16 protein-coding genes and 5 pseudogenes are annotated in these 20,502 nt (G+C 63.7%); 12 read left to right on the top strand and 9 right to left on the bottom strand.

The window, feature by feature from the left end:
- Positions 1 to 82 precede the first annotated feature (82 nt).
- Positions 83 to 445, top strand: a pseudogene (locus tag SB764_RS37480) (SDR family oxidoreductase); the annotation flags it as partial.
- A gap of 83 nt (positions 446 to 528) precedes the next feature.
- Positions 529 to 984: a VOC family protein gene (locus tag SB764_RS37475; RefSeq protein ID WP_410866392.1), complete on the top strand. Its 456-nt coding sequence runs from the start codon at positions 529 to 531 to the stop codon at positions 982 to 984.
- Positions 985 to 1,193: 209 nt separating this feature from the next.
- Here the strand turns inward: SB764_RS37475 and SB764_RS37470 are convergent.
- The 6 genes and pseudogenes from SB764_RS37470 to SB764_RS37445 all read right to left on the bottom strand — a co-directional run.
- A pseudogene (locus tag SB764_RS37470) lies at positions 1,194 to 2,082 on the bottom strand (IS3 family transposase); the annotation flags it as partial.
- Between the two features lie 20 nt (positions 2,083 to 2,102).
- Positions 2,103 to 3,448 (bottom strand): annotated as a pseudogene (locus tag SB764_RS37465) (IS110 family transposase).
- A 225-nt stretch (positions 3,449 to 3,673) separates the two neighbouring features.
- Positions 3,674 to 3,946: pseudogene (locus SB764_RS37460) on the bottom strand (transposase); the annotation flags it as partial.
- A gap of 228 nt (positions 3,947 to 4,174) precedes the next feature.
- On the bottom strand, positions 4,175 to 5,368 hold the full coding sequence (locus SB764_RS37455; RefSeq protein ID WP_410866391.1) for a methyl-accepting chemotaxis protein: 1,194 nt from the start codon (positions 5,366 to 5,368) through the stop codon (positions 4,175 to 4,177).
- Positions 5,369 to 6,481, bottom strand: a complete 1,113-nt coding sequence (locus SB764_RS37450) for a porin (protein ID WP_410866390.1) — start codon at positions 6,479 to 6,481, stop codon at positions 5,369 to 5,371.
- Positions 6,482 to 6,669: 188 nt separating this feature from the next.
- Positions 6,670 to 7,407 carry a GntR family transcriptional regulator gene (locus SB764_RS37445; RefSeq protein WP_110330029.1) on the bottom strand — a complete coding sequence of 246 codons (738 nt, stop codon included), beginning with the start codon at positions 7,405 to 7,407 and terminating at the stop codon, positions 6,670 to 6,672.
- 159 nt (positions 7,408 to 7,566) lie between these two features.
- On the opposite strand from SB764_RS37445, the gene SB764_RS37440 reads away from it, so the two are divergent.
- The 7 genes from SB764_RS37440 to SB764_RS37410 all read left to right on the top strand — a co-directional run bounded on the left by SB764_RS37440 (position 7,567) and on the right by SB764_RS37410 (position 14,972).
- Positions 7,567 to 7,992, top strand: a complete 426-nt coding sequence (locus SB764_RS37440; protein ID WP_410866389.1) for a GlcG/HbpS family heme-binding protein — start codon at positions 7,567 to 7,569, stop codon at positions 7,990 to 7,992.
- 14 nt (positions 7,993 to 8,006) lie between these two features.
- Positions 8,007 to 9,035 carry an amidohydrolase family protein gene (locus tag SB764_RS37435; RefSeq protein ID WP_410866388.1) on the top strand — a complete coding sequence of 343 codons (1,029 nt, stop codon included), beginning with the start codon at positions 8,007 to 8,009 and terminating at the stop codon, positions 9,033 to 9,035.
- 1 nt (position 9,036) lies between these two features.
- Positions 9,037 to 9,957, top strand: coding sequence for a VOC family protein (locus SB764_RS37430; protein ID WP_410866387.1), 921 nt, complete (start codon positions 9,037 to 9,039; stop codon positions 9,955 to 9,957).
- Positions 9,958 to 10,010: 53 nt separating this feature from the next.
- Positions 10,011 to 10,886, top strand: coding sequence for a fumarylacetoacetate hydrolase family protein (locus tag SB764_RS37425; RefSeq protein WP_410866386.1), 876 nt, complete (start codon positions 10,011 to 10,013; stop codon positions 10,884 to 10,886).
- Positions 10,883 to 12,469 carry a bifunctional 3-(3-hydroxy-phenyl)propionate/3-hydroxycinnamic acid hydroxylase gene (locus SB764_RS37420; protein WP_410866385.1) on the top strand — a complete coding sequence of 529 codons (1,587 nt, stop codon included), beginning with the start codon at positions 10,883 to 10,885 and terminating at the stop codon, positions 12,467 to 12,469. Before SB764_RS37425 ends, SB764_RS37420 begins: the two co-directional genes overlap by 4 nt.
- A 105-nt stretch (positions 12,470 to 12,574) precedes the next feature.
- On the top strand, positions 12,575 to 13,978 hold the full coding sequence (locus tag SB764_RS37415; protein ID WP_110330023.1) for an MFS transporter: 1,404 nt from the start codon (positions 12,575 to 12,577) through the stop codon (positions 13,976 to 13,978).
- A 79-nt stretch (positions 13,979 to 14,057) separates the two neighbouring features.
- The gene (locus SB764_RS37410; RefSeq protein ID WP_410866384.1) at positions 14,058 to 14,972 is read left to right on the top strand and encodes a LysR substrate-binding domain-containing protein; all 915 of its coding nucleotides are present in this window, start codon (positions 14,058 to 14,060) and stop codon (positions 14,970 to 14,972) included.
- A gap of 181 nt (positions 14,973 to 15,153) precedes the next feature.
- Here SB764_RS37410 and SB764_RS37405 read toward each other — a convergent pair whose 3' ends face one another.
- The 3 genes from SB764_RS37405 to SB764_RS37395 are packed head-to-tail and all read right to left on the bottom strand — an operon-like array spanning position 15,154 to position 17,628.
- Complete coding sequence (locus SB764_RS37405) at positions 15,154 to 16,056, bottom strand: alpha/beta hydrolase (RefSeq protein ID WP_410866383.1); 903 nt, start codon at positions 16,054 to 16,056, stop codon at positions 15,154 to 15,156.
- Positions 16,057 to 16,074: 18 nt separating this feature from the next.
- Positions 16,075 to 17,331 carry an amidohydrolase family protein gene (locus SB764_RS37400; RefSeq protein ID WP_410866382.1) on the bottom strand — a complete coding sequence of 419 codons (1,257 nt, stop codon included), beginning with the start codon at positions 17,329 to 17,331 and terminating at the stop codon, positions 16,075 to 16,077.
- A gap of 36 nt (positions 17,332 to 17,367) precedes the next feature.
- Positions 17,368 to 17,628 (bottom strand): hypothetical protein, encoded by a 261-nt coding sequence (locus SB764_RS37395; protein WP_410866381.1) that lies wholly within the window; start codon positions 17,626 to 17,628, stop codon positions 17,368 to 17,370.
- Positions 17,629 to 17,656: 28 nt separating this feature from the next.
- On the opposite strand from SB764_RS37395, the gene SB764_RS37390 reads away from it, so the two are divergent.
- The 3 genes and pseudogenes from SB764_RS37390 to SB764_RS37380 form a co-directional block, all read left to right on the top strand.
- Complete coding sequence (locus tag SB764_RS37390; protein ID WP_410866380.1) at positions 17,657 to 17,971, top strand: hypothetical protein; 315 nt, start codon at positions 17,657 to 17,659, stop codon at positions 17,969 to 17,971.
- Between the two features lie 340 nt (positions 17,972 to 18,311).
- Positions 18,312 to 19,447, top strand: a protein-coding gene (locus tag SB764_RS37385) for an IS3 family transposase (protein ID WP_410866379.1) whose coding sequence is annotated in 2 segments (ribosomal slippage) — positions 18,312 to 18,576 and positions 18,576 to 19,447 — 1,137 coding nt in all. Because the reading frame shifts where the segments join, the coding sequence is not laid out codon by codon here.
- Between the two features lie 313 nt (positions 19,448 to 19,760).
- Positions 19,761 to 20,197 (top strand): annotated as a pseudogene (locus SB764_RS37380) (transposase); the annotation flags it as partial.
- Positions 20,198 to 20,502: the final 305 nt, after the last annotated feature.

Below are 20,502 nucleotides of genomic sequence, written 5' to 3'. Positions count from 1 at the left end.
TGCATTTACGCGGCGATTCTATCTGGATCGTACCGCTGCTTAACGTGTTGGCCTCCACCAATTCCGACCGACCTCAGACAAGATGAGTCTCGATGCGGTCATCGAGTACTTCAACGGCAAATACCTGAGCCAGTACCAGATCATCAAGGCGGCGCTTCCGCGCCTCGCAGAAGACGGTACCATCACGCTGACCTCCGGGGTTGCGAGCCGCGGGACCATGGCCAATCATTCGGCGATTTCGTCCGTCAATGCCGCAATCGAGGCCTGTGCCCGGCAACTGGCCAGCGAGCTTGCTCCACGGCGGATCAATGTGGTGGCACCCGGAGTGACCGCGACCACCACTTACGATGCCATGCAGCCCGAGTTCAAGTCGCGGTTCGTGCAGCGCATTGCGGCGGTTGTGCCGCTGAAGCGAATTGCCGGGCCTGAAGAAATTGCGCTCGCGTACATCTTCGCGATGCAGTGCGGCTACCTGACTGGAACCGTGCTCGACGCCAGCGGCGGCCAACTGATTGCTTGGGTAGATCCATGTCAACCACGCAGAAGACGACTGTGCTTCGCACGGTCCACACCGGTCTCACAGTGTCGTCTCTTGACGATGCAATTGCGTTCTGGTGCGGCGCACTGGGCTTCGAGCTCACGGCTCGAAAGACGCTGGGAGCAGGTCCCTCGATTGAAAGCGTCGTGGGCGTATCCGGTGCCGATATCGACATTGCCGTCGTTACCGCTCCGGACGGGTATCAGATTGAATTGCTCGAGTACAAGGGGCCGGTCGATCGCAAGATCCACCAGCCTCGCAGTTGCGACGTCGGCTCGGCACACCTGACCTTCGCGGTCTCGGATCTGGACGAGACGCTTCGCCGCGTCGAGGGGGCAGGATGGATGCTGCTTGGCACTCCTCAGATCATGCCGAACGGCATGCGTGTGGTCTATGTTCGAGGTCTTGAGGGACACACCATCGAGTTCATGAAGCTGCTCGATTGACCGGGTTTAAGCGCCCGGCCATGCTATCTTGACGCGCGAAGAAGCGGCCAGAACGAATAAGCGAGCGACGCAAACAGGCTGCGCGGCGCGCCCGGCGTGACCCACAGGCTGTTGTACGATCTGACGTAGGTCGTGGGATTGAACAGGTTGTTCAGCACGACCGACGCACGCAGATGTGAGGTCGGTCGGAATCGGCGGAGGCCAACGCGTCAAGCAGCGGTACGATCCAGATAGAATCGCTGCGGAAATGCGGCAGGCGACAGGTAGTCCAGACGGGCCTGCGTGCGCTGCCGGTTGTAAAACATTTCGATGTATTCGCCGATAGCGAGCCTGGCCTGCTCGCGTGTGGCGAATCGTCGATGGTAGATCAGCTCGTTCTTCAGAGAACCCCAGAACGATTCGATCGGCGCGTTATCGTAGCAGTTGCCGCGGCGGCTCATCGACGCGCGCATGCCGAACTGCCTGACGATTTCCTGGTAAGCCGCTAAACAATATTGCGCGCCGATCGGTGTGCTGAATCAGGCCGGGCTTCGGACGTCGGTTCGAGACGGCGCGAAACAGCGCCTGCATCACCTAGGTCCTTCGTCATGCGTTTACTCATCTCATAGCCAACGATTTCGCCGCTGTACAAATCCTTCAGGCCGGCAAGATACAACCATCCTTCGTCGGTCGCGATGTACGTGATATCGCCACACCAGGCCTGATCGGGCGCCGAGACGGCGAAGTCCTGCTGCAGCATGTTCGGTGCGACGGGCAAATCGTGCCTTGAATTGGTGGTGACCTTGAACTTGCGCTTCTGCCTGCACCGCAGGCCCAGTTTCCTGCGCAACCGATTCATCCGACATACGCCCACATGAACACCATGCCGCTCAAGATGTTTCTGCGCTCGGGGCCAAAGCTTGCGCGCGTGCGTTGATGGGCCGGGAGAATTTCCGTTTCGAGCCGGGCCTCCTGCCTCGCCCGTTTCCAGGGCGAGCGTTTGCGCCAGGCGTAATAGCCGCTGACCGAGACCCCCAGCATTTGCCACATCGGTGGCACCGGATAGTCCTGTCGCATCTGTTCAATCAGGCCGTACCTCACCGCGACTCCCTCGCGAATTCCTGAGAAACTCCTTCTCTTCAGGTCGGCTTGGCCTGCAGTACAAAGCCCAGCGAGTCGGCCCGTCTGGTGAGATTGTTCAGGACCCGCTGGCGGTAGCGTTCCTCATAGTATTCGGCGCCGGGATCGACGTATTTCATCCCGTAACGCAACGTGTTATAGAACAGCACCGCAATCTTGCGGGCTGTAGCGGTGACGGCTTTCGCCTTGCCGATCCGTGCCGACAGACGTCGGTAGAATCCGCCCAGTGCCGTATCCGTCTTGCCGATGGTGACGGCGGCAAGACGGAGCGCAGCCGCAGCCTTGCTGGACGAGCGCCGTGTTTTGGAGGACAGGACCTTCCCGCGAGATATCTTGTTGCCAGGTGCCAGACACAGCCACGATGTAAAGTGCTTCACCGTCGGCCATCGCGACATGTCCGCGCCACATTCAGCGACCAGCTTCAGCGCAAGGTAAGGTCCGAATCCGTGGATCTGTGTTAGGTCGACACCGAGCATGCTGTAGAGCTCCGCACGTACGTCGAACGAGAAGTCGTTCGACTGCCTGCTCCGACGGAGCGCGGCAGGCAACGGCGTGCTCACAGGCGCCGCATTTGCATGTAATTGCCGGAGCACGACTTCGATACGTTCGTCGCACTGCGCCACTTGCGTTTGATAAAAATCATAGAGCGCGAGCGCCTGGGTGAGTTCGAACACATGTTCGTTCTGGTAATCGCCAACCAGCGCATCACGAATCGTTTCGCTCGACGCCTTGCAGCGGACGTCACGATGGCGGGCCAGTTCTTCCGGATCGCGTTCGCCGGCAACAATCGAGCGGATGATCTTCATGCCGGTGACGTCCTGCACGACATGATGCAGTTGCAGGTTCATCTGCATCAGCGCCTTCTGCATGTGCTGGATATGCAGAAGGCATACTCGAGTAGTCGTTCGCGTTGACGCAGATAGGCGCGTAACGTCGCGATATCATGCCGGGGACGGAAGCTGGCCCGCAGCAGGCCGTACGCGTGTAACTTCTGCAGCCACTGCGCGTCGCTGACGTCAGTCTTGCGGCCCGGCACGTTCCTCACATCCCGTGCGTTGACCAGCACCACCTCGAAGCCGTACGCTTCCAGTACTTCGAAAGCGGGAATCCAGTAAACACCGGTCGATTCCATCGCGATCGTTGTGATCCCCATCTGCTTCAGCCACTGCGCGAGTTGATGAAGCTCCTGCGTAAAGCTTCCAAATGACCGGACCGGTTCCGGATCGCGTTCCGGTCCGACTGCGACCACGTGAAACTTCGTGCCGATGTCGATGGCTGCAGCAAGAGGATGCACTACCGTAATCGATGCGCCGCTGGTGGCGCCCCGGGACCTCGTCGTCTTCATGTCTGCCTCCGCCTGGCGATGGTCAGAGAGCGGGACAGCGGAGTAGATCACCTTCCTGAACGGGATCGCCTGACGGCGTCACCAATGCTGGGTCCGCATCAGTCCCTGGACCATGTTTTTTTAACGGGATGAATCACCAATAATTCGACGGCCGCTCTCCCTGATACGCCTCAGTGTAAGTGTGCCGCAGAGTTTCTGCCCTTCGGGCAGGGGCGCGCCCCTTGAGATGTTTCTTAACAGGTCGCGCCCCATTTTCACTTCCGCCAGTTCTCGCTGTACGCGCGCCAGCTCGGCCTCCAGTTCCGTCAGCGGCTTCTGGTCCCTGCCGACCTTCTGCAGTTTGCCTGCCCTGGCTGAACGCCCCCAGTTCGCCAGTGTCTTGAGCGGAACCGAGAGCCGGCGCGCCGCGTCCAAAACACCGGCACCTTCATTCAATGCCAGCTTGACCGCCTCCTCACGAAACTCTCTCGTGTAGACCGCTTTGGGAATTCGATTCATTCACGCCTCCGTTTCACGACTTTACGAAACGTTGGCTTCCACTTTTTTCAGCCGACCTCACCCTGGGCGCCCTTCGGCGGACGTGGCGCGTCGGGTAATGGCGGGCGCGTGGGCCGCCCGCGAATTGGGACGATTTCACGCAATGGCAATGGGTGACGATCAAGGATGAGGCACCAAGGTATTTCTGATCGAGGCTCGCCGGCCGGCGCACTGGAAGGGGCCAGCAAGCTAAACGCCGGCCTTGTCGAGCTTCCACGCGCCGACTGCATGGGCGAGCGTGCGAGCGCGCCCGTTGAGATCGTCGGTCGCCTCCACGAGATGCTGCACCATTCCTGCATTCTGCTGCGTGACGGAGTCGATTTCGCGGATCGCCTGGTTCAACTGCTGCACGCCGTGACTCTGTTCGCTCGCCGAGCGGCTCATGTCGTCGCTGAGTTCCACCACTTCGTGGGCGGCCGCAACGACTTCGTCCATGGCGGTGCCCACGTGGGTGCAAAGCCGTGTGCCTTGCTCGATCGTGCTGCGCGCGCTGGTGAGCAACGCGTCGATTTCGCGAGCCGCGCTGGCGCTGCGTTGGGCGAGGCTGCGCACTTCGGAGGCGACGACGGCAAAGCCTTTGCCTTGATGTCCTGCGCGTGCCGCTTCGACCGCTGCATTGAGTGCGAGGATGTTGGTCTGGAACGCGAGGTCGTTGACTACGGAAACCACGGCGCTGATCTGCCGCGAATCTCTCGCGATGGAGTCCATCGCGTCGATCACGGCGCGCACGCGCGCACGGCTTGCATCGGCGAGTTGGGAGGCGTTTTCGGCCAGGCTGTTGGTCTGGGCCGCCACCTGTGCGCTGCGCTGCACGCCTTCGCTGATCTGCTGGGTCGTCGCCGCAGTTTGTTCGATGGCTGCGGCCTGCGACTCCGTGCCGCTCGAAAGGCGCAGGTTCTGGCTGGAGAGATGCGTTGCGCAGTCGTCGACCGCAACGGCCTCGTGCGTGACGAGCGAAAGCGTATCGACGAGCCCTTGCTGCATCTGCGCGAGCGCCGCGAACAGCTTGCGCGCCTCGGTCGCTTCGTCGATGACGATTTTCTCGCGCAACTCGCCCAGCGCAATGGCATTGACTGCGCGCATGGCGCCGTCGAGCGGGTGGACGACCTTGGTGGTGAGCCACCGCCTGCCGGCGAATGCCATCAGAACGGCGCAGATAGTAAGGAATCCGATGCAAACCAGCGCCGTGTGCTCAAAACGCTGTAACGTCGCAAGCGAGACATCGCCCGGCGCCCGCATAGCGCCGAGCGTAGTCTGGGCAAGGGTGGACGAAACGTGGACGCAAGCCGCGCCAGCAGCGGCAATGGCCAGCGACATTGCGAGCCCCGCGCCGACAACGAGGCTCAACGCGGCAGGAATGCGGACTTTCTTCATCACCATCATCTAGAAGGCGTGGACGATGCCGAAAATCCCGGTAGTGATGTCCTTGCCCGGCGAAACGGCAATGCCTGGACCCGCTGCGTCCGTCACGGTGAACGCCGTCGTGCCGTGATTATGTACGCCCGCTACACCGGCATAGAGGCCCGTGCGTTTGGAAAGCGGATAGTCGTAGCGCAAGGCCCAGGACGTGGCGTGACCGTCGCCACCCGACTTCAGGAAGTATTGCCCGAAGCTCGCGAGGAGCGAGCCGCCCCCCAGATGGCGAATGAGTGCGTTCACCTCATAAAAGTCGTGGTTCGGCGTCGCGTAGGCGCTAGAAATCGACGTGCGCACGCCGGTCGCGTTGCGGTGCATCTGGTAAAGCGCGGCCGTCTTGACGAAACCAAAGTCGTACGAGACGCCGATCAGGTAGTACCGTCCCGTGCCGACCGACGTGGTGGTGGTCAGCGTCGCCGTGTTGGCGAAGCGCTGCTGCAGATAGTCGACGTCGGCAGAGAACTGACCGGCCTTGAAGTTCACGCCAGCAGAAAGTGTGTCGCCGAGCGAGGCGGGCACCCCACTTGTTCCGTTTGCGCCGCGTGCATACAGCGCGCGCAACGTGAAGCCCGCGAGTGCGTTCGACGTGTAGCGGATCGAGTTCGCCGTGCGCGCCGCCGGCACGAACACGTAGTTGTTGGTCGCGTTGCCCCAGGCGAGCGCGTTGAGTTCGCCGATCGAGTAGGTCACGTAGGAGAGAAACAGCGGCGTGTAGTTGTTGCCCGCCTGGATCTGGCCGAACGGCCCGCGAATGCCGATCCACGCCTCGCGGTTGAAGAGTGCGGTGCTGCTCGCCATCGCGCCCGAGTTCAGGTTGAAGCCGTTTTCGAGCTTGAAGACCGCGCTGTAGCCGCCGCCGAGATCCTCCTTGCCGAACAGGCCCCAACGGTTCGGCGCGACGGAACTCGACGCCTCGCGCACCACGGTGTTGCCGCCCGTGCGGGCGACCTGGATGGCGGTGTCGATGACGCCGTAGAGAGTGACGGACGATTGTGCGTGGGCAGCGGGCGCGGCAAGCGCAGCAGCGGCGAGCGCAGCGATGGGCGCGAGGGGAAAGGACGGCGCGAACGATAGCTTCATGAAGTCTCCTGAACGGTGCCGTCGGGACGCAGCACTCTATGAAGTCAGTAGTTTTGTGTACGGAGTAATAATCCGTCAATAAAAAATATACAAAACTATCGAAAACACCAGGTTGTGTATGTTGAGTGCGCGGACGAGCGCAACCGCGCCCCGAAGGGGGCGAGAGGCTGCGTTGACGGGGGAGCGGCTTAGCGGGAGGCGGGCGGGAACAGATCGGCGTCGGTGAGGATGATGTCCGCCGTCTGCTGGTAATGCGTGGTGAGGAGCTGGATGGCGCGGGCGGCATCGCCGGCCACGACCGCGTCGAGAATTTCCTTGTGCTCGGCGCCTTCATGGCGCTTGGGAAACACGCGCCGCACGGAGAGTTGGCGATAGCGGTAGAGCTGGTCGGCCAACTGCTCGCAGAAGTTGATGAGCCAGCGCGACTGGCAGCCGCCGATCAGCGCGCGGTGAAACTCGCGGTGGCGGCGCTCCCATTCGGGGTTTTCCTTGTATTCGCTCTCCGAAAGCGAGCGCGGGACCTTGGAAAGGCGGTGATACGCGAGCACGACGTCTTCTTCCCATTCGGTCGAACGGGTGGCGAAGGCTTCGCGCAGGGCAATTTCTTCGAGCCAGCAGCGCGTTTTGGTGATCTCGTGCAGGTCGGTTGCGCTGATGCCCGCCACGGCGAATCCGCGCTGGTCGCGGCGTTCGACGAGACCGTCGGAGGTGAGCCGGTTGAGCGCCTCGCGCACGGGCGTCTGGCCTGCCTGGTAGTGGTCGCACAGAAACTCGATCTGGAGCTTGCGCCCCGGTTCGAGCTTGCCGTCGAGCAGGTCCGCGCGAATGCGGTCATACAGGTTTGTTGCGAGGGTTGCGACGCTCGCGCCCCCCGTGCCTGCGGGCGCAGCGGGGTTAGCTACGATGCGGGACAAGTCACACCTCATGAGGAATCGATCTGGGATGAAGTATATCTGATTTGGGCAGCAACACAGATCTGCGGTATAGCTTCAGTGTTTTCCCTTGTCAAATACACAAAACGTTAGACAAGCTGATTTTGTATATATTATGATCTTCAACAGATCGAATCATGACTGGAGAGCAAGGTGGACTCACTAACGCTGGATCAGGCAAAGCGTGTCGTCGATACGGCACTCGCCGCGGCGCGCCGCGAAAGCTTCAGACCGATGGCAGTCGTCGTGCTCGATGAAGCCGGGCAATTGAAAACCATGGCGCGCGAGGACGGTGCGACGCCGCTGCGCGTGGACATTGCGCACGGCAAGGCCGCGGCGGCGTTCGGCATGGGCGTCGCGTCGCGCACGCTGCATGAGCGTGCCAGCGCCAATCCGGTGTTCTTTGGCGCCATCGCGCCCGCTGCGGGCGGCAAGTTCATCCCGCAGACGGGCGCGGTCGTGATCGCTTCCACGAACGGTCGGGTGATCGGCGCGATTGGCGCGAGCGGCGGCACCGGCGACGAGGACGAGGCCATCTGTATCGAAGGTCTGCGCCACGCGGGCCTTGCGTACCGATAAGGCGGCCGCTCGCCATGCATCCGACCTACCGCTGCGCGTGCCAGGGCATCGATGTCCACGCGCATATCGTGCCCGCCGAATTCCCGCGCTATCTGGGCGCACGCGTGCCACGCGAGTGGCCGTCCATGCGCGAAGCGCATGCGTGCCATCGACATGTCGTGATCGACGAGAAGATCTATCGCACAGTCTCCGACCTGTGCTGGGACACGCAAAAGCGGCTCGCCGACATGGACACGCAGAACGTGGCGATCCAGGCGATTTCGCCGATGCCCGAACTGCTCTCCTACTGGATGGAAGCGCCCGACGCGCTGCCGCTGCTGCACTATCTCAACGACACGATCGCGCAAATGGCCGACGCGAGCGCGGGCCGCATGGTCGGGCTCGGCGCGGTGCCGCTGCAGAACGTGGACATGGCGATTCGCGAACTCGAACGCCTGATGGCCACGCCGGGCTTCGCGGGCGTCGAGATCGGCAGCAACATCAATGGCGCGCCCATCGGCGCGGCGCAGTTCGATGCATTCTTCGAGGCCGCCGCCGCGCTTGGCGCAGCCGTATTCGTGCACGCGCTGCGTCCGGCCGGCAAGGAGCGGCTCGTGGGGCCGGCGCAACTCGTGCAGGCGCTGGCGTTTCCCACCGATGTAGGGCTGGCCGCCGCCTCGGCGATCACCTCGAGCCTGATCATCAGGTATCCGAATCTTCGTATTGCCTTCAGCCACGGCGGCGGCACGCTCGCCTCGCTGCTGCCGCGCCTCGAACAAGCCAGCCGTGTCTTCGCGCCCGTGCGCGAGACGCTGCAGCAAAGCGCGCGCGAGCAGGCGCGCGGCCTCTGGTACGACTCGCTGGTGTTCGACCCGGCCACGTTGCGCCATCTCGTCGAGTCGTTCGGCGATACGCGCATCATGCTGGGCACGGATTACCCGTTCGCGTTCCGCGAGCGCGATCCTGTGGGCGGCGTCGAAGCGCTCGGCCTCGACGCGGCCGCAGCGGAACGGCTCATCTATCGCAACGCCCGGGAATTCCTGGGCATCAGGAATGGAGCATGACATGACGCAGTGCCTCGTCACTGGCCTCAGAGGCATCGAGATCGGCGTGCCGGATCTCGAACTCGCCGCGCGTTTTTACGCGGATACCTGGCATCTCACCGAACTCACGCGCCGCCCGGAGAAAGTCTATTTCCGTGGCACGGGCGCGGCACATCACATTCTCACGCTCACGCAGAGCGAGCACGCGGACGTGCGCGCCATCGAGTTCGATGTGGCCGAAATCGGGCATCTCGACACGATCGCGCGCGCGGTCGAAGAACAGGGCGGCACGGTGCTGAGCGGCCCGGCCCCCACGACGATCCCGGGCGCGGGCGTCGCGCTCGAAGTGCTCGAACCGCAAGGCAGGACGCTGCGTTTCATTGCAGGCGGGCGCAGCCACGCGGACACCGAGCCGGTCAAGGACCGTCCGATCAAGATCACGCACGTGGTGCTCAACAGCGAGAACGTCGGGGTGGCGCAGGCCTTTTTCGAAAAGGCGCTCGGCTTCCGGCTCTCGGACCGCACGCGCGTCATGGCCTTCATGCGTTGCGGCAGCGACCATCACAGCATTGCGCTGGCGGACGCGCAGGAGAACAGCCTGAACCACATCGCTTTCGTGATGCCCGACCTCGACTCGGTGATGCGCGGCGGCGGCCGCATGAACGACGCGGGCCATCCGATCGAGTGGGGCGTGGGCCGGCACGGTCCGGGCAACAACGTGTTCGCGTACTTCCTCGGGCCGTTCGATTTCGTCATCGAATACACCGCCGAAGTGCAGCAGGTGGACGAGAGCTATCGCACCGGCGGCCCGGACGACTGGAAATGGCCTCCGGGGCGCATCGACCAGTGGGGCGTGGGGCACAATCCTTCGGATCGGATGAAGGCCGCGCAAAAGACGATTTTCTTTCGCGCGCCGCAAGCTTCTGCAACCGGGTCGCGCTGAAGCACAAATTAATATCGCACAACGAATCAATTTTTCTCAAAATATAAAATATCATGAAACTGGTTACCTTCCGATCGGGCGACACGACGCGCCTTGGTGTGATCGACGGCGACGATGTCGTCGACCTCAATAAGGCCGACGCTTCGGTGCCCGCGGATCTGCGCGCGGCGCTCAAGGCCGGCGTGGACCTGAACGCGGCGGCACGGCGCGCCATCGAGAGCGGCGAGCACCGCGCGCCGTATGCGTCGCTCACGCTCGCGCCTGTCGTGCCGGAGCCGGGCAAGATCGTGTGCCTCGGCCATAACTTCTACGATCACGCCAAGGAAGGCGGCAATCTCAAGCCGGTTTATCCGCTCATCTTCTTCCGTGGCGCATCGTCGCTGATCGCGCACGAAGATCCGGTGATCCGTCCGCGCATTTCGGAAAAGCTCGACTACGAAGCGGAACTCATGATCGTGATCGGCAAGCGTGCGCGCCACGTGAAGCGCGAGAATGCGCTCGACTATGTGTATGGCTACGCCTGCTTCAACGACGTTTCTGTCCGCGACTACCAGAAGCGCACGTCGCAGTGGACGATCGGCAAGAACTTCGACGGCACGGGCGCATTCGGCCCGTGGCTCGTGACCACCGACGACCTGCCGCCGGGCGCCGAAGGCCTCAAGCTGCGCCTCATCCTCAACGGTCAGGTCATGCAGCAGGCGAGCACAAGCGACATGATCTGGGGCGTGGCGGAAACCATCGAACTCCTGAGCGAATGCCTGACGCTCGAACCGGGCGACGTGGTCGCGATGGGCACGCCAGCAGGCGTGGGCTGGGCGCGCGATCCTTCGGTGTGGCTCAAGCACGGTGACCGTGTGGAAGTGGACATCGAACGCGTGGGCCGTCTGCAAAACATGGTGCAGGACGAGCAGAACGCAGTGGGCGCATGACGATGGAACGCAACAACCATTACGAAGTGGTCGTGGTCGGCTTCGGGCCGTCCGGCGCGGTGGCGGCGGGGCTGCTCGGGCAGCGCGGCCGCAATGTGCTGTGCGTGGACCGCGCGCGCGAGGTGTACGACAAGCCGCGCGCGATCGCCGTCGACCACGAGATCATGCGCGTGTTCCAGGGGCTCGGTGTGGTCGAGCGCATTGCGGAGCATGTGGCCGTGTTCCCGCCTTCCGAGTATTACGGCGTGGACGGTCAGCTCATCAAGCGCATCGACACGGTGCCCAAGCCCTGGCCGCTCGGTTACATGCCGACGATGGTGTTCACGCAACCGCCCGTCGAAGCCGCGCTGCGCGTGCATGCGAGCGCGTATGACACGGTGGAAATCGCGCTGGGCACGGAACTCGTGAGCTTCGAGGAAACGGCCGGGGGCGTGACGGTTCATCTCAAGGACGACACGGGCGCGACGCGTACCGTGACGTGCGATTACCTGCTCGGCTGCGACGGCGCGTCGAGCACGGTGCGCACGCAGCTGGGCATCGAGTACGAGGACCTCGTGTTCGACGAACCGTGGCTCGTCGTGGACCTGCGCGTGAATGAGCGCGGCATTGAGAAGCTGCCGAAGGTCGCGATCCAGTATTGCGAGCCGTCGCGGCCCTGCACGTACATCGTCGGTCCGGGCGGCCATCGGCGCTGGGAAATCATGCTGATGCCGGGCGAAGATCCGCGCGACATGCAGCAGGAGGAGCAGGTCTGGAAGCTGCTCTCGCGGTGGCTCACGCGCGAGGACGGCGAACTGTGGCGCGCGGCGAGCTATCGCTTTCATGCGCTCGTCGCGAAGCAATGGCGCCGTGGGCGCGTGTTCATCGGCGGCGACGCAGCGCACCAGCAGCCGCCGTTCATCGGTCAGGGCATGTGCCAGGGCATTCGCGACGTGGTAAACCTCGTGTGGAAGCTCGACGCCGTGATGGCGGGCACGGCGCGGTCTGACCTGCTCGACAGCTATCAGGCCGAACGCAGCCTCCATGTGCGCCAGCTCACCACGCGCATCAAGGAGATCGGCAAGCTGATCTGCGAACGCGACGTCGACGCCGCGCGCGAGCGCGATGCGCGGCTGCTGCGCGAGGCGGGCGGCGTCGTGAAGACGATCGCGCGCCAGGACATCGTACCGAAGCTCGACGCAGGGCTGCTTTCGCACGTCTCCCACGCAGCGAACGGCACGCTGTTCCCGCAACCGCGAGTGCAGCACGCCGACGATGCCGCGCTCCTCGATATCGTGGCGGGTGGCAACTGGCGCGTCGTGACGCTGGGCGGCGAGCCGCTGTCGAGCGACGCACAGCAGGCCGCGGCGCGTGTCGGCGCGCAGATCGTCGAACTCGCGCCGGATGGCGACGCCCGCAATGCGGCGGTGCTGCCCGACACGCATCGCATCGTCGAAGTCGACGGCGTGCTCGCGGCGTGGTTCGAGCGCAATCGCTGCCGCGCGGCGATCGTGCGTCCCGATCACTACGTGTACGGCGTGGCGGGCGACGCGGCAGATCTCGCGCAATCGCTCGCGACGCTCGACGCGGCGTTGCACGGCTAACACACGCGGACAGGCCGCAGAACGCGGCCTGTCCAGCAGCCTCGTTCCATACCGCCATAAAAAAAGGCGGCACGGGTCCCGCACCCGACCAAACGGAGACAAACCTTGGCAACACCCATCAATGTCAGGGAGGAGCTGGCGCACGCGCGCATCGGCGGCTTCCATCTGCGCTTCGCGGTACTCGTCGCCTGCATCATGTTCTTCGACGGCTACGATCTCTTCAACGCCGCCTACGTGATTCCGCTCGTGCGGCACGCATGGCAGCCATCGCCTGCGATGATCGGCATCATGCTCTCCAGCGGCATCGTCGGCCTCTCGATCGGCTCGGTGCTGCAAGGCCTGCTAGCTGACCGCATCGGCCGGCGCAAGGTGATGCTCGGCGCGCTGTGGACCCTGACGCTTTCCAGCGGCCTGCTCGCCACCGTGGTTCACTCCGCTACGAGCTTCGCGCTCGCGCGTCTCCTGATGGGCACCGCGCTCGGCATGGTCACGCCGCTCGCGCTCACCTGCATCAACGAGTGGGCGCCGCGCCGCAACGCGAATACCTTCGCGACGTGGGTGTTTCAGTTCGGCTTCTCGGCGGGCGGTATTTTCGCGGGCGTCGCCGGGCTCACGCTCACGCCGCATCTGGGCTGGCAGTCGCTCTATTTCGTGGGCGTGTTGTCCGCGCTCGTCGCGGCGGCGGCCATGAAATGGCTGCCGGAATCGGCCCAGTATCTCGCCCTGCGCGGGCGGACCGACGAGGTGCTCGCGCTCCTCAAGGCCGCTCGCCCCGAGCGCGAGCCCGTCTATCGTGAAGGCCATATCCTGCCGATGCGCGCGACCTCGCGGCCCGGTTCCGTGCGCGACCTTCTGTCCGCCGAGTATCGCCGCAACACGCTCGTCCACTGGGTCGCGGGAGCATTGAGCCTGTTCTGCATCCACGGCCTGACCGGCTGGCTGCCCACCATGGTCGTCAACAAGGGCGGCGGCGTATCGTCGGCGTTCGGCTATGGCACGGTGGTCATGATTGCTTCGGTGTTCGGCGGCGTTTCCATGGGCTGGCTCGCCGACCGCCTGCATAGCCGCATTCGGGCGATGGTGGCGGGCTATATCGTGGCGGCCATGTTCATGGCGGTGCTCGCCGTGAAACTCGGCAACGCGGGCTCGATGGTGCTGGTGGCGTGCGTGGGCTTCTTCATCTTCGGCGCGCAGGCGATCATGAACAATTACCAGGCCATGTGCTATCGCACGGAAATTCGCGGCACCGGCATGGGGGTGGCGGTCGGATTGAACCGGATAGGTGGCATACTCGGGCCTGTTATCGTGGGCATCATCGCCTCGATCAACTCCGATCCGGTGTGGACGTTCGCGTTGTTCACGGGCGCCCTGGTGCTGGCGGCGGGCGTGATCGCGCTCGGCAAGACGGAGATCGCCGCATTGCCGGCAGCGGCGCAGAATGCCGCAAGCGTGCACGACGACGATGCGCTGCCTGCGAACGCGCAGCACGATCCCGGCGTCGCGGGCTGAGCGCCCGCGACCGAAAGGCCGATCGTTTTGAATAACAGGGCCGCCCGATGAGGCGGCCTTTCGCATGGAGACGCGAAAAATGCGCTTTAACAGGCTGGACCTGAACCTGCTCGTCACGCTCGATGCGCTGCTGGACGAGCGGCGCATCACGCGCGCGGCGGAGCGGCTGAACCTCAGCCAGTCGGCGATCAGCGGCATGCTTGCGAAGCTCAGGGAATACTTCGACGACGAGTTGCTGGTCCCCGTGGGCCGCAATCTGGAATTGACGCCGCTCGCGCGCGAGCTGGTTCAACCGGTGCGCGATCTGCTCCTCCAGGTGCAGACGATCGTCGCGATCGATCCCGAGTTCGAACCGGCGAATGCTCGGCGGCACTTCAAGATCGCGACTTCGGACTATGTGATCAACGTGCTCATGCATCGCCTGATTCCGGTGATCGAGCCGCTGGCGCCGCACATCACGATCGAATTCATGCCGCAAGTGGAGGATTCGGCGGAGAAGCTGCGCCGCGGCGAATACGACTTCCTGATCATTCCCGAACCGTTCATCGCGCCGGATCATCCGCATCGGCCGCTGTTCGACGACCGTTACACGTGCGTGGTGTGGGAGGGAAACACGAAGGTCGGTGCGCGGCTGGAGAGTGTCGAGCAGTTCGAGCGCCTCGATCATGTTGCCGCGTTGCTGGGGTGGCCGCGCGCGCCGACCTACGACAGCCGCTATCTGGAAGCGCAAGGCATCGAGCGGTGCGTTCGCGTGACGACCTCGGACTTCTGTTCGATCGCGACCGCGCTGATCGGCACGCAGATGATCGCCATCATGCACCGGCGTCTCGCGAACGAGTTGTCACGCAGACTGCCGCTGCGCCTCGTGCACACGCCCATCGAGATTCCCACGGTGAGGGAGTTTTTGCAGTGGCACGAGTACAGGGAGAAGGACCCGTGCCACCGGTGGCTGCGGGAGCGTCTGATCGAGGCGGCCGCGGGGCTGGAAGCATGAGCGTCGCGCCGATCGGAACTTGATGAAGGCATTGAGCCGGGGAAGGTCGCCTTTGGCGGCATGGGGCGTGTAGACCCGATGCTGCCGGGCGAAAAACGCCGAAACGCACAACGCGCGGACTGCGGAATTGAGTCCTCTCTTCAATCCTGTGTCCTTGCGTCGTACTGGGATTACAGATGTTTCAGTGCCGATGCATGAAGTCGAGCAGCGTCGAAGCGAGGCTGTCGTCGGCGGTATTGATCGCTTCGAGCTGGGACAAATGGTTGTGGCCGCGAATCACGGCGACGTCGGGGCCGAAGTCATGCTGCGTGGTCAGCCGCGCAAACAGTTCGCCCGCCTGGATCTGCATTTGCGGCGGATCGAGTTCGGCCCACGTGATGAGCAGCGGGAACGGTTCGCTGTCCACGTTCTCGACCGTCGACATGGCGGGGTAGCCCGCCATGTCGCTGCCGAAATACGCTTCGTTGCGCGGATCGGGACTCGGAATGCCGAACTGCCGGCGCGCGAGCTTTTCCAGTTGCACGTTGTAGACGCCGGAGACGAGCAACGCAGCGCGCGGCGTACTGACGCCCGCTGGCCGGAAGCGCCGCATGAGCGTGGCCGCGGCGACGTGCGCCGCGCCTGCGGATTCGCCCGCTACGTAGATGCGCTGCGGATCGGCGCCGAACGCCGCAGCGTTCGCGTGCGCCCACGCCCATGCGGCCGCGACATCCTGCGCGCCGGCCGGCCAGCGATGTGCCGGGCCGAGCCGGTAGCTGGGGACGACCGTGACAAAGCCGTGCCGCGCAAACCACCAGCCCACGTTGGCGCGGTCGCGGCGATCACCGCGCACGAAACCTCCGCCGTGCACGAATAGCAGCAGCGGACGGCCTTTCGTGTCGCCGGTCGTCCGCAGATAAACGTCGAGCTTGTGCCGCTCGTCGTCGCCATAGGCGATGTCGTGGCGCACTTCGGCGCCGTCTTTGCGTTGCGTCTCGCGCAGCGGCGCGTACCAGCTTTTCACCAGCGGTGGATCGATCACGGCGCCCGTCGTACGGATCAGCCGGTCGAGTTCATCGGCGCCCGGAGGGGCATTCTGGCTCATCGTCGTGTGCTCCTTCGTTCAGCGCGCGGCGCGCAGCGCGTGCGGCGTCTTGTGGAAACGGCCGTCCTTCATGATGCCGGTCAGGCGCTGCTTGTCCTGGAGGATGGCGACGTCTTCGGTCGGGTCGCCGTTCACGATCAGCAGGTCGGCGAGATAGCTGGGGGCGATACGGCCAAGCTCATCGGGCAGGCCCATCAGCGCGCCACCCAGCGCCGTGGCCGCATGCAGGGCTTCGGCGGGCGTGTAGCCGAACAGTTCGACGAAAAGCTGAAGGTCTCGCGCGTTGCGGCCATTCGGATTGAACGGGAAACCATAGTCGCCGCCGGGCAGTACGCGCACGCCGCGGCGGCGCAGTTCCGGCACGAGGCGCTGTTGCAGCTCGCGCACTTCGGTCGCGCTGCGCTTCATGTGCGTCATGTCGAAGTGGGGCGGCGGCGAGGCGTCGAGCGTCGCCTGAATGATGCCGATGGCGGGCGCGACGAAGATCTGCTCGCGCGCGGCCTCCAGCATGTCGAGCGCTTCTTCGTCGGCGTAGGTGCAGTGATAGAGCACGCGAAAGCCGTTGCGCAGCGCCATTTTCACCGCTTCGGCGGCCTGCGCGTGCGCGGCGAGCCAGACGCCTGCCGCGGCGGCTTCGTCGCCTGCCGCCTGCGCTTCGGCTTCGCTGTACAGCAGTTGTTGCGACGCGCCCGGCTGCAAGGCGTCTTCGCCCGAGAGCAGGAACTTCACCGAGCGCGCGCCCATCTCCGCGCATGTGCGCACGAACGCGCGCACGGCGTCCGGTCCCACGCCGTGTGGGTCGACCTCGCCGGGGTTCAGTTCCTGCTCGTCGGCGGCGACAGGCGGCGTGCGCTCGATGGACGACGCCACGAGCCGCGGGCCGGGCATGCCGCCGCTCTCGATCTGCTCGCGCAGCGCGACTTCCACGCGCTTGCTGAGCGAGCCCGCCGAATAGGCGCTCGTGAAGCCGTGATCGAGCAGGATGCGCGCGTTGCGCGCGGCGGTGAGCACGAGTTCTTCGGGCGGCAATGCCATGCCGGGCACGAACTTCTCGACCGAACTGGGCCAGGACAGATGCGCGTGCGCCTCGACGAGACCGGGCATCAGCGTGGCGCCGCCGCAGTCGTAGAGGTCGTCGCCGTCCTGGGCGAGCGAGGGCGATTGCGGCGCCGCGAGCGCGACGATCCGGTTGCCCTCCACGCGCACCTGCGAAGGAAAGGGCGCGGAACCGCTGCCGTCGAAAACACGAACGTTCTGAAAAACTATGCCTGCCATGATTGGGGTCTCAAGTGAATTGTCGGAGAGTGATCGTCAGCGCGCCGGGGGAAGCTCGAAGTGCGTTTGCGTGCGCGCCACCGAGCGCAGGCGGCTGAAGAAGAGGAAGCTGAACAAGCCGATCAGGACGGCCGCGAACCCGAGAGCGCCGAAGCCGAAGCGCACGATCAGCATGCCGCCGAGCAAGGGGCCGACGGCCGAGCCCGCCATCAGCATCGCGGGGGTGTGGGCGACCGCGCGGCCCGTCTTGTCGAGTCGTGCGAGCAGGCCGAACAGGAACGTGTGGGAGAAGATCATCGCGCGATGAGGATTGGCCGTCCTCCCGATGGCGCCACGCGCGACCAACAGCCAACACCACGCCGATGCCTGCCGTGGTGTTGGCTGCAAGCATGCCGCCGAAGGTCGTGGCGTGCGCCGCCAGCGCGAAGCCGCTCGCGGCCGCGAGCCGCCCCGGCAGCCGGGCGATCAGCGGCGCGATGCTGACCGAGCAGACGACCGCGCAGGCGAGATAGACCGTGGCGAGCGCACCGGTGCGTTGGGCGTCGAAATGAAATCGCTCGATCAAGGTGTTGACCCGCACAGGCAGGGCGACCAGATCGATCATTCCCGCGACGTGTGCGGCGACAAGCGCGAAAAGTGAGCCGCGTCGGCCTGACATGTCTGTCTCCAATATTTTTTGATGTGACGCAAGGCATTGCGTGCGCGATGAGTGTAGAGGCTCGGCGCACAACGAGCAGACGCGTTTCGCGATACGGGCTATCACGTTTCGCGAGGGCTCGCCGCACCCGAGCGAGCGCGTGCCTTGTACGCGCAAACGCCGCGTCGCTTATCGCTAATCGAGATGGCAGGTATCGCCAAACAAGGCGTTACAGCCGCTGGATGCGGCCCTAAACTGAGGTGGTCGCGCAAAATCGGACGGCGGGATAAGTGGAACGGCCGGGGCCTGAGCCAGCGATAATGCAGGCAAAGGAACTGAGGAAATGACGAAACGAACCCGACGCACGCACTCAGCGGCGTTCAAAGCGAAAGTAGCCCTGGCGGCAGTCAAGGGCGAGCGCACGCTCGCCGAACTGGCGCAGCAGTTCGATGTGCATCCGAACCAGATCACGGAATGGAAACGGCAGTTGCAGGAGCGCGCGGCTGACGTGTTCGGTGCGGCCGGCCCGGTGTCGAGCGAGCCACCGGTGGACGTGAAGACCCTGCACGCCAAGATCGGCCAACTCAGCCTGGAAAATGATTTTTTAAGCGGTGCGCTCACCAAGGTGGGATTGCTGAGCGCAAAGCGATGATTGACCGTGGCCATGCGTTGCCGGTTTCGCAGCAAGTCCGGCTTGTTGGTATCGCGAGATCGAGCGCGTATTACCGGGCGCGGCCTGTCAGGGAAGTCGATCAACGCCTGATGCGCCGGATCGACGAACTGCATCTGGAGTTCCCGTTTGCCGGTGCACGAATGCTGGTGCGCCTGCTGCGTCGGGAAGGCCACGAGGTCGGCCGCCACCACGTGCGCACGCTCATGAAGCGCATGGGCGTGGAGGCGCTGTACTGCAAGCCGAGCACGAGCCGGCGCAACGCGCAGCACAAGGTCTGGCCGTATCTGCTGCGTGGCATGAAGATCGAGCGGGCCAACCAGGCTTGGGCACTCGACACGACCTACGTTCCCATGGCGCGCGGCTTCGTGTATCTGACGGCAGTGGTGGACTGGGCGAGCCGCAAGGTTCTCGCGCACCGGGTTGCCATCACGCTGGAAGCGGTGCACGCCGTCGAGGCTCTGGAAGAGGCGTTCGCTCGTTACGGACTGCCGGACATTGTGAACACTGATCAGGGCAGCCAGTTCACTGCGGGCGTGTTCACCGAGGCCGTGCTCGGCCGTGGCGTGCGGTTGTCGATGGACGGCAAAGGGGCATGGCGCGACAACGTATTCGTCGAACGGGTGTGGCGCAGCGTCAAATATGAAGACGTCTACCTGAAAGCGTACGAGTCGGTCAGCGATGCCCGACGCTGCATCGGCCAATACATCGAGTTGTACAACCGGAAGCGACCTCATTCGAGCCTGGCGGATCGCACGCCGGATGAGGCATACTTCGCGACGCTGCCAGCGATTAAATCGGCAGCATGACTGCCTCGGACGCTCCACTTAAAAATCTCAGAAACCTGTCCGAACGAGCGAGGCCACCTCTAAACTTTGTCGCCTGTTTTCAGGGCTGAACGCGGTTATTGACGTTGAAGATCACGCATCCCTATCTGTCTGTCGGCCAGTATGCAGCTAGATTTTGCGCACTCTGCGGAGACAACAGGCCAACGGCCTGCCATTGCTCGCCCTCCGAGATCTCGTTCCGTCCGGGTGCGCGTTCGCAGAATTAATGGCCACCGTTAGGCTAAAGAAAACTGGGATTTTGCCGTTTACTTAAAAAGTTGTTTGACATCTAGGGAGGCACTCGGGTCTGGTGCACAGCGTGGTCACGACGGTGGCCAACGAGTCGGATGTATCGCAGGCCCACGCCCTGCTGCACGGGCACGAGCTCGAAGCGTTCGGCGATGCGGGGTATACCGGTGTGGACAAGCGCGATGAAATAAAGGGCAAGACGGTGAACTGGCAGGTGGCGCTCAAGCACGGCAAGATCAAGGCGATGCCCGAGGGCGCGCTGAAAGATCTGGTGATGGCGGCCGAGCGGACCAAAGCGCAGATTCGCGCGCGGGTCGAGCACCCGTTCCATGTCGTCAAGAACTGTTCCGGCATCGTAAAGTGCGCTACAGGGGGCTGGCCAGGAACACGGCGCAGCTGTTCAGCCTGTTCGCGCTGGCGAACCTGGTGGTGGCGCATCAGCGGCTGTGGTCATGCCATGGGAGCAGTCCGTCTGGAGTGTAAGAATGCAGGAAGTCGGCCGCGCGGGTGCCCAGAACATGCCTCGACGGACTTCCCGTTTTAAAAATCGCGAGCCGTATACGCCAAACCAAAGGCGATCGGCTCATTGATCAGTGTTTCCCTAGTGATGATGTAAATCTGCACAAGAGAATTTAAATAAATTTAGGCGAAAGACTGATGAAAAATATGGAAACCTTGAGGGTTGGATCACGGTTAGCACTCGGGTTCGGAGCACTTGTTGTCATGCTGCTTTCGATGGCATCACTGAGTCTATGGAAGCTCTCAGCGATGAACGATGCACTGACAGA

The sequence above is a fragment of the Paraburkholderia sp. SIMBA_027 genome, assembly GCF_046535315.1.
Taxonomy (GTDB): Bacteria; Pseudomonadota; Gammaproteobacteria; order Burkholderiales; family Burkholderiaceae; genus Paraburkholderia; species Paraburkholderia tropica.
The sequence above is the reverse complement of the archived record's forward strand: the minus strand, read 5'-3'. Positions and strand labels throughout refer to the sequence as shown.

Coding starts and splice junctions, on each gene's coding strand:
- SB764_RS37475 (WP_410866392.1), top strand. CDS start 529: ATGTCAACCACGCAGAAGACGACTGTGCTTCGCACGGTCCACACCGGT.
- SB764_RS37455 (WP_410866391.1), bottom strand. CDS start 5,368: ATGATGGTGATGAAGAAAGTCCGCATTCCTGCCGCGTTGAGCCTCGTT.
- SB764_RS37450 (WP_410866390.1), bottom strand. CDS start 6,481: ATGAAGCTATCGTTCGCGCCGTCCTTTCCCCTCGCGCCCATCGCTGCG.
- SB764_RS37445 (WP_110330029.1), bottom strand. CDS start 7,407: ATGAGGTGTGACTTGTCCCGCATCGTAGCTAACCCCGCTGCGCCCGCA.
- SB764_RS37435 (WP_410866388.1), top strand. CDS start 8,007: ATGCATCCGACCTACCGCTGCGCGTGCCAGGGCATCGATGTCCACGCG.
- SB764_RS37430 (WP_410866387.1), top strand. CDS start 9,037: ATGACGCAGTGCCTCGTCACTGGCCTCAGAGGCATCGAGATCGGCGTG.
- SB764_RS37425 (WP_410866386.1), top strand. CDS start 10,011: ATGAAACTGGTTACCTTCCGATCGGGCGACACGACGCGCCTTGGTGTG.
- SB764_RS37420 (WP_410866385.1), top strand. CDS start 10,883: ATGACGATGGAACGCAACAACCATTACGAAGTGGTCGTGGTCGGCTTC.
- SB764_RS37410 (WP_410866384.1), top strand. CDS start 14,058: ATGCGCTTTAACAGGCTGGACCTGAACCTGCTCGTCACGCTCGATGCG.
- SB764_RS37405 (WP_410866383.1), bottom strand. CDS start 16,056: ATGAGCCAGAATGCCCCTCCGGGCGCCGATGAACTCGACCGGCTGATC.
- SB764_RS37400 (WP_410866382.1), bottom strand. CDS start 17,331: ATGGCAGGCATAGTTTTTCAGAACGTTCGTGTTTTCGACGGCAGCGGT.
- SB764_RS37395 (WP_410866381.1), bottom strand. CDS start 17,628: ATGATCTTCTCCCACACGTTCCTGTTCGGCCTGCTCGCACGACTCGAC.
- SB764_RS37390 (WP_410866380.1), top strand. CDS start 17,657: ATGGCGCCACGCGCGACCAACAGCCAACACCACGCCGATGCCTGCCGT.